The following is a 14,824-nucleotide window of genomic DNA, read 5'->3' as shown; positions in this document are numbered from 1 at the left end:
GGCCGCAGCGGGCTCTCCTCTATCGAGCCCAGGCCATATGCAATATATGGAGTAGCTTGTCCTCCCGTCGGAGACGAGAACCGAGGAGGCCGGCCGGTGTTCATGATGCGTTTCGACATGCGCGCTCCGTCGACGGGGGCGCCCGCGGCGGAGCTCTACGCCGCCGCGCTCGAGATGGCCGGGTGGGCGGAGCGGCACGGGTGCCTGAACATCATGCTCTCGGAGCACCACGCCTCCGACGACGGCTTCCTGCCCTCGCCGCTGATGCTGGCCGGTGCGCTGGCGGCGCGCACCACGAGCCTGCCGATCACCGTGGCGGTCGTGATCCTGCCGCTCTACGAGCCGGTCCGCCTGGCCGAGGAGATGGCGGTGCTGGACATCATCAGCCGGGGCAGGGTGATGTACGTCGCCGGCGTCGGCTACCGGCCGGCCGAGTACGAGATGCACGGGGTGGACTTCCACCGCCGGGGGAAGCTGGCGGAGGAGAAGCTCAAGGTGCTTCTGAAGGCCAAGACCGGGGAGCCGTTCGAGTACGGGGGGCGGCGCGTCCGCGTGACGCCGCCGCCCGCGACGCCGGGCGGTCCGATGGTCGCCTGGGGCGGCAGCAGCCTCGTGGCCGCCCGCCGCGCCGGCCGGTACGGGCTGGGTTTCTTCGCCCAGAGCGGCGAGCCCGAGCTCCGCACCGCCTACCGGGAGGCCGCGCGTGCGGCCGGGCACGAGCCGGGCATGTGCGTCCTGACGCCGGCGGACACGCCGACGACCGTGTTCGTCGCCGAGGACGTCGACCGGGCGTGGGAGGAGCTCGGCCCGTATCTGATGCACGACGTTCTGAGCTACGCCTCCTGGAACGAGGGCGTCACCGGCACCGCCAGCCTGTCGGCGGCCAGGACGGCCGAGGAGCTGCGCGCCGAGAACCGCAGCCACCGCATCCTCTCGGTGGAGCAGGCGATCGCGTCGGTGCGGGCCGGCGCGCCGCTGGCGCTGCATCCGCTGGTCGGCGGCCTGCCGCCGGAGACCGCATGGCGCTACCTGCGCACGGTCGCCGACAGGGTGCTGCCCGCGCTGCCCTGAGCGGCACGCCGGTCTTCCGTCCTTCAGCCCTTCCGGGTACGGGCCTGCGTGGTCCCTCCTCATGGGACGGCCTTGTGGAATAAAATTAATCATATAAAATAAACATGACGGTTCGCCGATGGGGTGACGCCGCCCCGCTCTCCGAAGGCCCCGGCCCTGCGCCTGCCGGGTGGTTCGGGGGGCGGGGAGGGGTGAACGCTCCCTCCTCGGTTCGGGATCGCGGTGTGGGCACGTGCCAGATGGCGCGTGCCCACACTTGCGTCTTGCTTGCTTAGGCGCAGAGGTATTCATCTATCCGTAAGCCTCATGCGAAAGACATGCTCTTTCCTGATCCAGGAACCCTCTCCAGGAAAGCTATTGCATGATCCGGCGGGGTTGTGGCAGCCTTCGCGATGAGGCGCAGCTCACATCCGATCGCCTGCCCGCAGGCGATCTTCCGGCGTGTCGGAGTCTGACGATGCCTTCGTTCCCTTCCGGTAGAACTTCGAAGATCACCATCGGCCTGGGCGTGCTCTCCCTCCTCACGGCCTGCGCGAGCAACGGCGGCCCCCCTTCCGGGAACGGCGGCTCCCAGGGCGTGACGGACACCTCGATCAAGGTCGCCGGCCTGCTCACCAAGACCAGCTCGATCGGCTACTCCACGGCCGAGGCCGAGCTCGGCGCCAAGGCGCGCTTCGAGCGGGCCAACGCCGGGGGCGGCGTCAACGGCCGCAAGATCGAGTTCCTGGGCGCGGAGAACGACTCGATGGACCCCGCCACGGGCCTGGCCGCGACCCGCAGGCTGGTGGAGAAGGACGGGGTCTTCGCCATCGTCCCCGTCAGCGCGCCGAGCTTCAGCGGCATGGAGTACCTGGAGCAGAGGAAGACGCCGTGGTTCGGCTGGATCACCAACCCCGCCCAGTGCGGCCTGTCCACGGCCTTCGGCTACAACGGCTGCCTGACTCCCAAGCCCGGCGTCAAGCTCGCGCCCTGGTGGGGCGAGCAGATCACCGCCGAGCTCGGTGGCAAGGACAAGTCGGTGTGGCTGCAGGGCACCGACACCACCTCCAGCAAGGCCGGTACGGAGGCGATCCGCCAGACCTTCTCCGACACCGGCTTCAAGATCACCGGGGTGGCGAACACGGTGCCCGCCGGCGCCCCGCCGCAGGACTGGCTGCCCTACGTCAACAAGGTGAAGGCGGCCTCAGGCGGCGGGTGGCCGGACATCGTCGCGTCCATCATGTCGGGCGTCAAACACAACAACGGCTTCTACGCGGCCCTGAAGAAGGCGGGCTTCAAGGGAATGATCACCGACGCGACCAGCTACGACCCCAAGGTCCTGGCCGACCCGCAGAGCGTCGCGGCGCTCGAGGGCGTCTACGTCGGCCTGCAGGTGGCGGCGTTCGAGTCGCGGTCCCCGGAGGTCGAGCTGATGAAGCAGGACCTGCGCAGGACCGGCGGCCAGGACATCGTGTTCAGCCAGCAGATGGCGATCGGCTACTGGTCGGCGGACGTCTTCCTCAAGGTGCTGGAGAAGACCGGCGAGGACGTGACCCGCGAGAGCTTCCTGAAGGCCTCGGACGGCTTCTCCTACGAGAACGCCGGCTTCGGCAGGATCGCCTATCCCCGGAACAAGACGCTCTCCTCCGGGTGCGGCACCCTGGTGCAGATCGTGGGCGGCGGGTTCCGCGTCGCCCAAGAGCTGAAGTGCGTCGACCCCGTCGAGTGACCCCCTCCACTTCTGCCCGTCCGCCGCGGCGCCGGAGACGGTGCCGCGGCCGGCCGCACCCCGGGACTGATGCATGACGGAATTCATCTCTTACGTTCTCAGCGGCCTGGTGACCGGCGCGGTCTTCGCGCTCATGGCCTCGGGCCTCACCCTCACCTACGCGACGACCGGCGTGTTCAACTTCGCCCACGGAGCCGTCGGCTTCACCTCCGCGCTGGTCTTCTTCGAGCTCACCGCGGGAGCGGGCTGGCCCACCTGGCTCGCCGGCCTGGTCGCGGTGGCCGCCGCCGGTCCGGTGCTGGGCGGCCTGCTGCACAAGGTGATGTTCCGAAGGCTGGCGGCGGCCGGCGAGACCGCGCAGATCGTCGCGACCATCGGCCTGAACATCGCGCTGCCCGCGCTCGGCCTCGGCCTCATCGACCTGTTCAACGAAGGGTTCGGCCTCCGCCTTCCCAGCGTCACCGAGGGCGGCGCGGCCCGCGGCCTGGGTCCGCAGCCGGTCGAGACCTGGGAGGTGGCCGGCGTCGTGCTGGACTCCGACCAGCTCATCGCCTTCGCGGTCGCGCTGCTGATGGCGGCGCTGCTGTGGGCGCTGATGAGCCGCACCCCGCTCGGGCTGCGGATGCGCGCCGCGGTCGACCGCCGCGCGCTCGCCGAACTGCGCGGCGTGGACGTCGACCGGGCCTCGGCCCAGGCGTGGATGCTCGGCTCGACGCTGGCCGCGGTGGCGGGCGTGCTCGCCGTGCCCACCCTGGGCCTGGACTCCGCGGCCTTCCTCGTCCTGCTGTTCACCTCGGCGACCGCGGCGGTGTTCGGCCGCCTGGTCTCCATCCCGGTCACCTTCGCGGCCGGCCTCGCGCTGGGCGTCCTGCAGAACCTCGTCGCCGGATACGGGGACTTCGCGGAGAACGTCACGGGAATCCGGACGGCGGTGCCGGTCCTCCTGCTGTTCGTCGGCCTGATCGTCTTCAACCGCTCCCGCGACCGGGTGGCCGGATCCATCGCCGAGGATCCGCCGCCGCCCGACTACCTCGCCGGCCTGCCGCGGTGGCGCCGGATCCTGCCGTGGGGCGTATCGCTGGCGGCGCTGCTGGCGTGGACGTTCACGATCGGTGACTCCTACTGGGTGGGCGTGGTCTCCCAGGGCCTGCTGCTCGCGCTGGTCTTCTGCTCGTTCGTGGTCGTCACCGGCATCGGCGGCATGGTCAACCTCGCCCAGGCCGCCTTCGCCACGATGGCCGCGCTCACCGTGGGGCTGGCGCTCGACCGGGGGCTGCCCCTCGGGCTCGCGATCGTCCTGGGCGTCCTGGCCGCGGCGGCGGCCGGGGTCGTGGTGGCGCTGCCCGCGCTGCGGCTGGGCGGCAAGGTGCTGACGCTGGCCACGCTCGCCCTGGCGCTGCTGGCCGACCAGGTGCTGTTCCAGATCCCGGCGTTCGGCAACGACACGCTCGGCTGGCGGCTGCCCGCGCTCTCGCTGGGCTTCACCGACACCGACGACCCCCGCACCCGGGTGGTCCTGCTGCTGGCGCTGATCGGCGTGGTCGGGCTGCTCGTGCGCAACCTGGAGCACTCCGCGTCCGGCCGGGCGATCCTCGCGGTGCGCTCGGCGCCGTCGGCCGCCCAGGTCATCGGCATCTCGGCGACCCGCACCAAGATCACGCTGTTCGTGCTGTCCTCGGCGGTGGCCGGGCTCGGCGGCGTGCTGTACGGCGTCTTCAACCGGATGATCACCATCACCGACATGCCGGCCGCCGTCGGTTTCGTCTGGCTGGCGGTCGTGGTGGTGCAGGGCGTGCGGCGGGTGGCCGGAGCGGTCCTGGGCGGCATGTTCATGGTGTTCGTGCCGGAGCTCCTGCACACCTTCACCGACTCCCAGCACCTGGCGATGGCGCTGTTCGGCCTGGGCGGCGTCGGGCTGGCCATGCACCCGGACGGGATCCTCTCCCAGGCCGCCGAGCGGCGCTACCAGCGGCGCCGCAGGCGGGAGCGGGCCGAACGCGCCAAGGCCCTGGCGGAGGAGGACGTCGAGACCGTCGACCTGGCCAGGACCCCCGAGACATCCGAGGCACCCGAGGCGCCCGGGGCGTCCGTGCTCGCGGTCGAGGAGCCTTCGCCCATCGCGGCGGAAGCGCCTTCGGCGGCGGACGCATTGCGTCTGGAGGGCGCCGTGGCCGGCTACGGCGACACGACGGTGCTGCGCGGTGTCGACCTGGCCGTGCCCGCCGGCCGCGTCGTGGCGCTGCTGGGCGCCAACGGTGCCGGGAAGTCCACGACGTGCCTGGCCGCGGCGGGCCTCGTGCCGTTGACCGCAGGCCGGGTGCGCATCGACGGAGCCGACGTCACCGGTCTTCCCGCGCACCGCAGGGCGGGTGCGGGAGTGTTCCTCGCTCCCGAGGGCCGCGGCGTCTTCCCCGGCCTGACCGTCGAGGAGAACCTCGCGCTCCTTCTGCGGGAGGACGCCAGGGCGGAGGTCTACGACCGGCTCCCCGTCCTGGCCGAACGTCGCGCGATCGACGCCGGCGCGCTCTCCGGCGGCGAGCAGCAGATCCTCGCGCTGGCTCCCGCGCTGGTGCGCCCGCCGCGCATCCTGATCGCCGACGAGCCTTCGCTCGGGCTCGCTCCGCTGGTCGTCGAGGAGATCTTCCAGATCTTCGACGAGCTGCGCCGGAGCGGCGTCGCACTGCTGGTGGTGGAGGAGAAGGCGGGTGAGGTGCTCGCGATGGCCGACACCGTCGCGTTCATGCGGCTGGGCCGCGTGGTGTGGAGCGGAGCCCGCTCCGAGGTCGACGACGACCTGCTGACGAACGCCTATCTCGGAGCTCTGGAGGCGGCACGATGAGCGAGGGCGTGATGACGCGGACGGCGGTCGAGGTGGCGGGAGTGGGTGTCAACTTCGGCGGCGTCCGCGCCCTGAACGGCGTGTCCTTCGCGGTGGAGGAGGGCCGTACCTACGGGTTCATCGGCCCGAACGGTGCGGGCAAGACCACGCTCTTCGACGTGGTGACCGGGCTGCGCCGCCCCACGGCCGGCACGGTCCGGCTGCACGGGGCGGACGTGACGGCGACCGGCGCGCTCGGCCGTTCCCGTATGGGGATCCGCCGCACGTTCCAGCGTCCCCAGGTGTTCGGCCGCCTGACCGTCCTGGACAACGTGCTCACCGCACTGGAGTGGCACGGCGGCGGGGGAGGGCTGCTCGGCGACCTCCTGGCCCTCCCCTCCCGCAGGGCGCGCGAACGCGAGCGCCGGGAACGCGCGCTCGCCGTGCTGGAGCGGTGCGGTCTGGCCTCCCTGGCCGGCGCCTACGCCGCGGATCTGCCGATCGGCCGGCGCCGCATGGTGGAGCTGGCCCGCGCGATCGCCGACGACCCGTCGGTACTGCTGCTGGACGAGCCGACCTCCGGCCTGGACGCCGACCAGAGCGCCCGCTTCGCCGAGGTGATCGCCGGGCTGGACGTGACGATCCTGCTGGTCGAGCACGACGTCGGGTTCGTGATGGACACCTGCGAACGCCTCGTCGTGCTGAACCTGGGCGAGGTCATCGCCGAGGGCGCCCCGGCCGAGATCAGGGAGGACCCGGTGGTCCGCTCCGCCTATCTCGGCTGAGCACCGGACGAGCGAAAGGGCCACGCTTCAGCGGGGCCCTTTCACCGTTCCCGCGAACGGGTCAGCGCAGCTTCCATTCGACGCGCCTGCCGGACTTGAAGACCTCCTGCCCCTCGGACAGGGTCTCCTCGCTGAGGGACGCCTGCACCAGGGTGTCGCCGACGGCCAGGGCCTGGCGGTATGCCAGTTCCCGGGTGTACCAGATGGAGCGGACGGTGCCCTGGAGGGCGAGCGTCGGCTGCGAGGCGATGGTCTGGGCCAGCTCCAGCGCCTTCTCCTGCAGCTCCTCCGCGGGCACGACCTCCTGCACCAGCCCGATCTGGTGGGCGCGCCGGGCGCTCATCCGCTCGTAGGAGCCCATCAGCGACATGCGCATGACCTCGCCCAGCGGCATGCGCTGGGCCATCATCATCGACTCGTAGACGGTGGCCATGCCGTAGGTGGTGTGCGGGTCGAAGAAGGTGGCGTGCTCGGCGGCGATCATGAACTCGACCTCGCCGAGGAGGTAGAAGGCGCCGCCGCAGGCCATGCCGTTGACCGCGCCGATGATCGGCTTCCACAGGTCGGCGGCGGTCTTGGGCATCAGCCAGTCGCCGGGCTCGTTCTGGTGCATCGGGGTGGCGCCCTGCTGCCCGAGCTCGGGGGTGCGGTCGTCCTCGCCGACGGCGGCGGCGGTGCGGTCCAGGCCGGTGCAGAAGGACTTGTCGCCGGCTCCGGTGAGCACGATCGCCCGGATGCCGTCGTTGGCGCGCAGTTCCCGCCAGCAGGCGTGCACCTCTTTGATCATCTGCATGTCGAAGGCGTTGTGGACCTCCGGACGGTGGAGGGTGACCCGGGCGACCGGCCCGAACTCCTCGTACTTCAGGGTCTGGTAGCGGGACAAGCCGTCTCCTTAGATGAGGTCCAGGGTGCCAAGGTCGCGGATCATGGCGCATGAGCGGCGCGTCATGGCCAGGAACATCCGGTCTCCGCGTTCGGTCGGGGAGCCGTAGACGCAGCCCAGAACGGTGGTCAGCGGTCCCTGGAGGGCGGTGAACCGGTAGTCGTCGAAGCACTCCTCCAGGTCGTAGTCGTCCACACCGTAGGAGACGAGTTCCGCGTGGTAGCGCGCGACGAGGTCGCGTTCGAGGCCCGCGCGGTCGGCCGAGCGCAGGCCGGTGCCCAGGAAGAACGCCAGGTCGCGGAGCGGGTGCCCGAGGCAGAGCGTCTGCCAGTCCACGGCGATCACCTCGCCGCCGCCGGGGTGGAAGAGCAGGTTGTCGGGCCGGTAGTCGCCGTGGACGGGGCCGAACCGCTCGGGACGGCCCCGCACCCAGTCCCCGATCCGCTCGGCGGTCTCGCGAAGGGTGCGCGCGTCCTCCGCGGCGAGCCGGCCGGTGAAGCGCTCGACGAAGGGCTCGACGCAGCCGGCGAAGGCGTTCGCCAGGTCCTGGGCGCTCGTCCCGCCGGGGGCGTCCTTGAGCCAGGGCAGGTCCGGCAGCCTCGGGTCGCACCATCGCGGCCCGTGCAGTCCGGCCAGGTTGACCACGGCCGCCGCCGCCTCCTGCGGGGAGCAGCCGGTGATCTGGTCGCCCTGCTCGGCGGGGAAGGCGTCCTCCAGGAGGAGGGTGAAGGCGGTGCCGTCGTCGGAGATCGCCTGGTGGTGGCAGACGGGCGTGCGCACCGCCACGGTGTGCGCGAGGTCCTGGTAGAAGGACACCTCGGCGCGGTAGGCGGGGACGAGGAGGATCCGGACCTCCTCGTTCTCGGCGGGCAGCTTGGCGACGAGGCTGCGCGGCACCTCCGGGGCGCCCTCCAGCTCCAGCCGGTAGCAGGTGCCGATCTGGCCCGAGCCGACCCGCTGCCGCCGCACCCGGGTGACCTCGCCGTCCAGGACCCCGCTCAGCCAGGACGCGGTCAGCTGCTCGGGCCGGTCCACCACGGCCGTGCGCGTCATCGGGGCGTCCTTCCGGGGTTGAGGTCGGCGCGGACGCCGAAGCCCGCCGGGCGCACCGCGCGGTAGGCGGCCAGGACGGGCTCCAGTTCGGCGGGGGTGGCGCCGTGCAGGATCACGCCGTCGGCTCCGGCGGCGAACTGGTCGAGCACCCGCGCGGCGCACCGTTCGGGCGAACCGGTCGCCGAGGCCTCCAGCCACTCGCCGGGGATCAGCTCGTTCAGCCGCTCCAGCTGCTCGGTGGTGCCGGTCGCGTCGAACGCCCCCCGGAAGCCCGAGACGAGCTCGTCGGCGCGGAAGCGGGCCAGAACCTCGGGGTCCCAGCCGTTGAGCCGGACGAGGAGGTCGCCGTACCCCTGGAGGTAGGTGGCCAGGCGTCCGGTGAGCTTCTTCAACCGCAGGTCGTGGTCGATGTGGTCGCCGACGGTGGCCAGCACCGACCAGACCCGCACCGAGGAGGGGTCGCGCCCCGCCTTCTCCGCGCCGCGCCGCACCGCCTCGACCGAACGGGCCAGGGTCTCGTCGGTGAAGAAGGTGTGCAGGACGACGCCGTCGGCGACGCGTCCGGCGAACTCCAGGGTGCGTTCGCCCATGGCCACCATCATGATCGGGATGTCCTCGTGGAACGAGGGGTCCTGCATCAGGTAGGGGAAGCGGCCGGCCGGGCCGTCGTGGCCGGTGACGGGCTCGCCCCGCCACAGGGTGCGCAGGACGCCGATGACGTCTTCGAGCTGGGCCTGGGTGACGCGGGGCAGGCCCATCACGTCGAAGAGCATGTCGAAGCCGCGGCCGAGGCCGAGGGCGAAGCGGCCGCCGGTGAGGCGGTGCATCGTGGTGGCGAACGTCGCGGTCAGCAGCGGGTGCCGGGTGTTGTGGTTGGTGGCTCCCGTCGCGACGCCCAGCCGTTCGGTGACCGCGCCGACGGCACCGGACAGGGTGGCCGCCTCCTTGGCGTTGAAGCGCTCGGAGAGGAACGCAGCGCCGAGCCCCAGCCGTTCGGCCGAGCGCGCCTGGTCCAGGAGGTCCCGCGGGCTGTCGGAGTGTCCGGCCAGGCCGTAGAAGCCCAGCTCCCAAAGATCATCCATGGTCGTCTTCCCTGTTCAGGAGCGTTCGATCAGCAGCGGCAGTTTCGCCAGGCCGCGGACGTTGCCGGAGTAGTGGCGTTCCACGCCGTCGGGGTCGATGGTGAAGTCGGGGAATCGTTCGAGGAGTTCCTCGAACGCCACGCGGGTCTCCAGGCGGGCCAGGGAGGCTCCCAGGCACAGGTGGCGTCCGAAGCCGAAGCTCACATGGCGGTCGATGTCGCGGTGGATGTCGAAGGTCTCGGGGTCGGGGTATTTGCGTTCGTCGTGCACGGCCGAGCCGGTGATGAGGATGACCCGCTGGTCGGCGGGGATGACGGTGCCGTGCACCTCGACTTCGCGGGTGGTCCATCGTCCTTGGTAGTGCGAAGGAGGGTCCCAGCGCAACATCTCTTCGACGGCGTTGGGGATGAGGCCGGGATCGGCGACGAGTTCGCGGCGCTGGTCGGGGTACCAGGCCAGGGCGATGACGCCGTTGGGGATGAGTTTGGCGACGGTCTCGTGCCCGGCGAAGGCCAGCTCCAGGAACCGTGAGGCGAGCTCGGCATCGCCGAGGGAGCGCAGGTTGCCCTCTTCGTCCTCGACTTCGGTGGTCATCAGCATCGTGATGACGTCGTTTCCGGGGTTCCTGCGCCGTTCCTTGACGAGTTCGGCCAGCAGGGCCCACAGTTCGGCGCTGGCCTCGTAGACGTCGGGGGGCGTGCTCATGTCCTCGTTGCGGGCGGCGACCCGGTCGCTGAGGTGGTGGATGCGCTCGCGTTCGGTCTCGGGGATGCCGATGAGCTCGCTGATGACGTCCAGGGGCAGGCGGAAGGAGAAGGCCTCCACCAGGTCGAACCGGTCGGCATCGCGCATCTTGTCGAGCAGTTCGCCTGCGGTGCGGCGGATGAACGGCTCCAGCTGGGCGATGCGCCGCGGGGTGAACAGCCGGGCGACGATCTTGCGGTGGAAGGTGTGCTCGGGAGGGTCCTTGACGATGAGGAACGGCGCGCCCTGGTCGGCGCCTTCGATGGTGACGCCGTGCGCGCTGGAGAACACGTCGGTGTCCAGGTGGGCGGCGATCACGTCCTCATAACGGGACAGCGCCCAGAACCCGACCTCTTCGTTGTGGTAGACGGGAGCCTCGTCACGGAGGGCCCGGTAGACGGGGAAGGGGTTGTGGACCGTCTGGCGGTTGAACGGGTTGTACTCGACCATCGGAAGTTCCTTGCTGAGCAGGAGGGGAGAGGTGCGTACGGAGAGCGGAGGCCGAACCGCGTGGGTCAGATTTTGAAAACTTGATGATGTATATTATCGACAGATCGGGTGGTGGCCAACGCCCACTCCGGTGTGGCCGCGCCAGGGAGACCCACAGAGGAGGGCGCAGATGCGCTTCGCGGACAAGGTCGCCATCGTCACCGGCTCGGGCCAGGGCATCGGCGAGGCCTACGCCAGGTCCCTCGCCGAGGAGGGCGCCAAGGTCGTCGTCGCCGACCTCAACGAGGAGCAGGCGGTACGGGTCGCCAAGGAGATCGAGGCCGCGGGCGGAGCCGCGCTCGCCGTCAAGGTCGACGTCTCCGACCCCGAGAGCGCACTGGCCATGGCCGCGGCGGCCGAGGAGGCGTACGGCGGCGTGGACTTCCTGGTCAACAACGCCGCCATCTACGGCGGTATGCAGATCGAGTCCCTGATGAAGGTGGACCTCGACTACTACCAGAAGTTCATGGCCGTGAACATGAACGGCGCCCTGTACTGCACGCGCGCGGTGTTCAGGAGCATGCGCAGGCGCGGGGGCGGCGCGATCGTCAACCAGTCCTCCACCGCCGCCTGGATGGCCGGCGGCTTCTACTCGATCGCCAAGACGGCGCTCAACGGCCTGACCGTCAACCTCGCCGCCGAGCTCGGCTGGGCGGGCATCCGGGTCAACGCCATCGCGCCGGGACCCACCGACACCGCGGCCACCCGCTCCGTGGTGGGCGAGATGGTCGACCCCCTGGTCAACGATCTGATGATCAAGCGGATCGGCACGCCTCAGGACCATGTCGGCGCGCTGCACTTCCTGCTCTCGGACGACGCGTCCTGGGTGACCGCCCAGATCCTCGCCGTCGACGGAGGGCACATCGTCCGGCTCTGACCGCGCGACCCGGTCCCGCCTCGGAGGAGATCCGAGGCGGGACCGTCGCTATTTCCGGGCCGCGGCGAGGGCTTGGCGGGCGATGACGACCTGCTGGACCTGGCTGGTGCCCTCATAGATGCGGAACAGGCGAACATCGCGGTAGAGGCGTTCGACTGCGATGCCGCGCATGTAGCCGGCGCCGCCGTGGACCTGGACGGCGCGGTCGGCGATGCGTCCGACGGCTTCGCTGGCGAAGTATTTGGCGCAGGAGGGGCCCATGCGGGTGTCGGTGCCGTCGTCGAAGGCGCGTGCGGTTTCCATGACCAGGGAGCGGGCGGCGTACAGGTCGGTCTGTGAGTCGGCGATGAGGCCCTGGATGAGCTGGAATTCGGCGATGGGGTGTCCGGACTGCTTGCGTTCCAGGGCGTAGGAGACCGTCTCGTCCACCAGGCGTTGGGAGGCTCCGACGCACAGGGCGGCGATGTGGAGGCGGCCGTGGGCCAGGCAGCGCATGGCGGTGATGTAGCCGTTGCCACGCCCCTCGGGTCCGCCGATGAGGGCGTCGGCGGGCACCCGGACGTCGTCCAAGTACACCTCGGCGGTCCAGGCGCCGTGCTGGCCCATCTTCTTGTCCTTGGGCCCGACACTCAGACCCGGGGTGTCGGCGGGCACCAGGAAGACCGAGATGTCGCGGGAGGCCTTGTCGTTCTCTCCGTGGCGGGCGAAGACCATGAAGACATCGGCGACGGGTGCGTTGGTGATGTAGCGCTTGCTGCCGTTCAGGACGTAGTCGTCGCCGTCTTGGCGGGCGCTGGTCTTCAGCCCCGCGGGGTCCGAGCCCGCCTCGTCTTCGGTGAGGGCGAAGGATGCGGTCCATTCGCCGGAGGCCAGGCGGGGCAGGTAGGCCTTCTTCTGCTCCTCGGTGCCGCCTTCCATCAGGACGTGTCCGGCGATGCCGTTGTTGGTGCCGAACAGGGAGCGGAAGGCGGGGGTGGTGTAGCCGAGCTCCATGACCAGGCGCGCCTCCTGGGCCATCGACAAACCCAGGCCGCCGTACTGCTCGGGGATGGCGAACCCGTACAGGCCCATGTCGACCGCGGCCCGGCGCAGCTCGTCGGGCATCTCGTCGCTTTCGTCGATTTCGGTCTCGCGGGGCATGACCTGCTCGCGCACCAGGGCGCGCACCGCCCCGACGATCTCTTTCACATCGTTGTCGTCCATGGCTACCTCGTTCTTCATCCGCCGGTCGAAGGGTCGTGGAGCGGTGCTCAGCCGCGGGGGACCTCGCGCCAGGGTCTTCCTTCCCACGGGTCGTGCTCCTTGGGCAGGCCGAGGACCCGTTCGGCGAGGATGTTCTTGTTGACCTCGCTGGTGCCGCCCTCGATGGTGTTGGCGCGGCTGCGCAGCATGCCCCGCACCTCCGCCGGCATGTGCTCGGCGTAGGCGGCCAGGGGGTCGGCCGCGGCGTCCGGGGAGGGTGCGCCCTCCCAGGCGGTGGCGCCCAGACCGAGCATCCGCGCGGCGGCGGCCTGCATGCGCTGGTTGAGCTCCGAGCCGTGGACCTTGCCGACGGAGCTCTCCGGGCCCGGCGGCAGCCCCGCCTTGAGCCCGGCGCGCACCCGCATGTTCGTCCAGCCGCGGATCTGCTCCTCGCACCACAGGCGGACGAGCTCGTGCCGCACGCCCGCGTCGTCCCAGCCGTGGGGCAGGCCCTGCTCGGCGCGCTCGCGGGCGAGGTTGATGAGGCGGCGGCTGCCGGAGCCGCCGATCCGGTCGACGCCGCCGGAGCCGGATCCGGAGACCATCTGGCGTTCCCCGCTGAGGGTGGCCCGCGCGACCCGCCAGCCGTCGTCCACCTCGCCGATCCGCTGGGAGTCGGGCACGTGGGCGCCGTCGAGGAAGACCTCGTTGAAGTCGACCTCGCCGCCGATGTGGGGGAGCGGCCGGACGTCGACGCCGGGTTGGCGCATGTCGATGAGGAAGTAGGTGATGCCCTTGCGCTTGGGGGCGTCGGGGTCGGTGCGGGCCAGCAGGACGCCGAAGTCGGCCAGGTGGGCCCAGGTCGTCCAGACCTTCTGCCCGGTGATCCGCCAGCCGTCGCCGTCGCGTTCGGCGCGGGTGGCCAGGGAGGCCAGGTCGCTGCCCGCGCCCGGCTCGCTGAAGAGCTGGCACCAGACCTCGTCGTTGGAGACGATCTTCGGCAGGTACCGCAGCCGCTGCTCGTGCGTGCCGTGCGCGAACAGCGCGGACGCCGTCAGGTTCAGTCCCAGCGGGTTGAGCCGGGGCAGGTGGTAGGGCGCCAGGATCCGCTCGGCGGTCTGCGCGAGCTTCCGCGACCAGTCCAGCCCGCCGTACTCCACCGGCCACTGCGGCACGACCAGCCCGCTGCGGGCCAGGGCCGGGTACCACGCCCGGTACTCCTGCGGCGTCCGGACGGTGCGCACCAGGCTGGGTCCGCCTCGTTCGCCCGCCTCCCGCCAGGCCTCGGGGACCTCGCAGGCGACCCAGGCGGTGACGGCGGCCCGCACCTCCTCTTCGCCGCGGCACTCCGCCAGGGACGGGTTCTCGCTCATCTCCTGCTTCCTCTCGCCTCGCTCGGTGTGCGGCCGAGGTGGGGACGGGGCATCACTTCCCGCCCCGCGCCCGGCTCAGTCCGGTCTCCAGGGCGTGCCACAGGGCGCGCTTGGTCGCGGCGACGGCCTCCGGGTCGTTCTCCGCGACGCGCTCGGCCAGGTGCTGGGCGGCGGGGCGCAGCTCCTCGGGCTCGACGACCTCGCTCACCCAGCCCAGGCGCAGGGCTTCGGCCGCGGTGAGGCGCTCGTGGGCGCCCGTCAGGGCCATGCGCGCGACGGGGGAGAAGGACGCGCGGCGGGCCAGCCCGATGGTCTCGAAGGCGCTGACCTGGCCCACCGAGACATGGGGGTCCAGGAACGAGGCGCGGGTCGAGGCGATGACGATGTCGGAGTCGGCCACGAAGTGCAGGCCTCCGCCGGCGCAGACGCCGTTGACGGCGGTGACCACGGGCTTGGCGACGCCCAGGTGCCAGGCCGTCAGTTGGAGGTCGGCGCGCTTCGTCCGGCGGGACATCTCGCGCAGCGCGTCCGGGTCGCGGTTGAGCTGGACGACGTCGAGGCCGGTCTGGAAGGCCCCGCCCTCGCCGGTGACGACGATCGCGCGGACCGCCGGGTCGGCGTCCAGCTCGCGCCACGCCTCGGGGAGCGCGGCCATCATCCGCGCGTCCATGGCGTTGCCCGTCCGGGGGCGGTTGAAGATCAGCCAGCCGACGGGGCCGTGCCGCTCGACCAGCAGGGTCTGGCTCATTCCCGACCGCC

The 14,824-nt window shown here is 71.2% G+C and carries 12 protein-coding genes; 5 read left to right on the top strand and 7 right to left on the bottom strand.

The annotated features are described in order from the left end of the window. Nucleotides 1-102 precede the first annotated feature (102 nt). From ABD140_RS22955 to ABD140_RS22940, 4 genes are all read left to right on the top strand, one after another. Nucleotides 103-1,071: an LLM class flavin-dependent oxidoreductase gene (locus ABD140_RS22955; protein WP_344242993.1), complete on the top strand. Its 969-nt coding sequence runs from the start codon at nt 103-105 to the stop codon at nt 1,069-1,071. Nucleotides 1,072-1,528: 457 nt separating this feature from the next. Next, nucleotides 1,529-2,779 (top strand): ABC transporter substrate-binding protein, encoded by a 1,251-nt coding sequence (locus ABD140_RS22950; RefSeq protein ID WP_344242992.1) that lies wholly within the window; start codon nt 1,529-1,531, stop codon nt 2,777-2,779. Nucleotides 2,780-2,852: 73 nt separating this feature from the next. Next, nucleotides 2,853-5,618 carry an ABC transporter permease subunit gene (locus ABD140_RS22945; protein ID WP_344242991.1) on the top strand — a complete coding sequence of 922 codons (2,766 nt, stop codon included), beginning with the start codon at nt 2,853-2,855 and terminating at the stop codon, nt 5,616-5,618. After that, nucleotides 5,615-6,382 carry an ABC transporter ATP-binding protein gene (locus tag ABD140_RS22940; RefSeq protein ID WP_344242990.1) on the top strand — a complete coding sequence of 256 codons (768 nt, stop codon included), beginning with the start codon at nt 5,615-5,617 and terminating at the stop codon, nt 6,380-6,382. The genes ABD140_RS22945 and ABD140_RS22940 overlap by 4 nt, the downstream gene beginning before the upstream one ends. Before the next feature lie 61 nt (nt 6,383-6,443). Here the strand turns inward: ABD140_RS22940 and ABD140_RS22935 are convergent, their stop codons facing one another. From ABD140_RS22935 to ABD140_RS22920, 4 genes are read right to left on the bottom strand one after another with little or no spacing between them, the layout of a single operon-like run. Beyond that, the gene (locus ABD140_RS22935) at nt 6,444-7,265 is read right to left on the bottom strand and encodes an enoyl-CoA hydratase/isomerase family protein (protein ID WP_344242989.1); all 822 of its coding nucleotides are present in this window, start codon (nt 7,263-7,265) and stop codon (nt 6,444-6,446) included. Between the two features lie 9 nt (nt 7,266-7,274). Beyond that, a complete protein-coding gene (locus tag ABD140_RS22930; protein ID WP_344242988.1) occupies nt 7,275-8,318 on the bottom strand; it encodes a phosphotransferase family protein in 1,044 nt (347 codons plus the stop codon). Continuing rightward, a complete protein-coding gene (locus tag ABD140_RS22925; protein ID WP_344242987.1) occupies nt 8,315-9,400 on the bottom strand; it encodes a TIGR03857 family LLM class F420-dependent oxidoreductase in 1,086 nt (361 codons plus the stop codon). Before ABD140_RS22925 ends, ABD140_RS22930 begins: the two co-directional genes overlap by 4 nt. A gap of 15 nt (nt 9,401-9,415) precedes the next feature. Beyond that, the gene (locus tag ABD140_RS22920; RefSeq protein WP_344242986.1) at nt 9,416-10,594 is read right to left on the bottom strand and encodes a cytochrome P450; all 1,179 of its coding nucleotides are present in this window, start codon (nt 10,592-10,594) and stop codon (nt 9,416-9,418) included. 169 nt (nt 10,595-10,763) lie between these two features. On the opposite strand from ABD140_RS22920, the gene ABD140_RS22915 reads away from it, so the two are divergent. Continuing rightward, nucleotides 10,764-11,510, top strand: a complete 747-nt coding sequence (locus tag ABD140_RS22915) for an SDR family oxidoreductase (RefSeq protein ID WP_344242985.1) — start codon at nt 10,764-10,766, stop codon at nt 11,508-11,510. A gap of 48 nt (nt 11,511-11,558) precedes the next feature. On the opposite strand, the gene ABD140_RS22910 is transcribed toward ABD140_RS22915, so the two are convergent. Genes ABD140_RS22910 through ABD140_RS22900 form a run of 3 tightly spaced genes read right to left on the bottom strand, consistent with a single transcriptional unit; the run spans nt 11,559 to nt 14,813 of the window. Further along, on the bottom strand, nt 11,559-12,713 hold the full coding sequence (locus tag ABD140_RS22910) for an acyl-CoA dehydrogenase family protein (protein ID WP_344242984.1): 1,155 nt from the start codon (nt 12,711-12,713) through the stop codon (nt 11,559-11,561). A 47-nt stretch (nt 12,714-12,760) separates the two neighbouring features. Beyond that, nucleotides 12,761-14,065, bottom strand: a complete 1,305-nt coding sequence (locus ABD140_RS22905; RefSeq protein ID WP_344242983.1) for an acyl-CoA dehydrogenase family protein — start codon at nt 14,063-14,065, stop codon at nt 12,761-12,763. Between the two features lie 52 nt (nt 14,066-14,117). Further along, nucleotides 14,118-14,813: an enoyl-CoA hydratase/isomerase family protein gene (locus tag ABD140_RS22900; RefSeq protein ID WP_344242982.1), complete on the bottom strand. Its 696-nt coding sequence runs from the start codon at nt 14,811-14,813 to the stop codon at nt 14,118-14,120. Nucleotides 14,814-14,824: the final 11 nt, after the last annotated feature.

This window comes from Actinocorallia libanotica (genome assembly GCF_039525175.1).
In the GTDB taxonomy this organism is placed as follows: domain Bacteria; phylum Actinomycetota; class Actinomycetes; order Streptosporangiales; family Streptosporangiaceae; genus Actinocorallia; species Actinocorallia libanotica.
This window is presented reverse-complemented; position numbering and strand designations above follow the sequence as displayed.

Coding starts and splice junctions, on each gene's coding strand:
- ABD140_RS22920 (WP_344242986.1), bottom strand. CDS start 10,594: ATGGTCGAGTACAACCCGTTCAACCGCCAGACGGTCCACAACCCCTTC.
- ABD140_RS22940 (WP_344242990.1), top strand. CDS start 5,615: ATGAGCGAGGGCGTGATGACGCGGACGGCGGTCGAGGTGGCGGGAGTG.
- ABD140_RS22905 (WP_344242983.1), bottom strand. CDS start 14,065: ATGAGCGAGAACCCGTCCCTGGCGGAGTGCCGCGGCGAAGAGGAGGTG.
- ABD140_RS22945 (WP_344242991.1), top strand. CDS start 2,853: ATGACGGAATTCATCTCTTACGTTCTCAGCGGCCTGGTGACCGGCGCG.
- ABD140_RS22955 (WP_344242993.1), top strand. CDS start 103: ATGATGCGTTTCGACATGCGCGCTCCGTCGACGGGGGCGCCCGCGGCG.
- ABD140_RS22950 (WP_344242992.1), top strand. CDS start 1,529: ATGCCTTCGTTCCCTTCCGGTAGAACTTCGAAGATCACCATCGGCCTG.
- ABD140_RS22925 (WP_344242987.1), bottom strand. CDS start 9,400: ATGGATGATCTTTGGGAGCTGGGCTTCTACGGCCTGGCCGGACACTCC.
- ABD140_RS22915 (WP_344242985.1), top strand. CDS start 10,764: ATGCGCTTCGCGGACAAGGTCGCCATCGTCACCGGCTCGGGCCAGGGC.
- ABD140_RS22930 (WP_344242988.1), bottom strand. CDS start 8,318: ATGACGCGCACGGCCGTGGTGGACCGGCCCGAGCAGCTGACCGCGTCC.
- ABD140_RS22900 (WP_344242982.1), bottom strand. CDS start 14,813: ATGAGCCAGACCCTGCTGGTCGAGCGGCACGGCCCCGTCGGCTGGCTG.
- ABD140_RS22910 (WP_344242984.1), bottom strand. CDS start 12,713: ATGGACGACAACGATGTGAAAGAGATCGTCGGGGCGGTGCGCGCCCTG.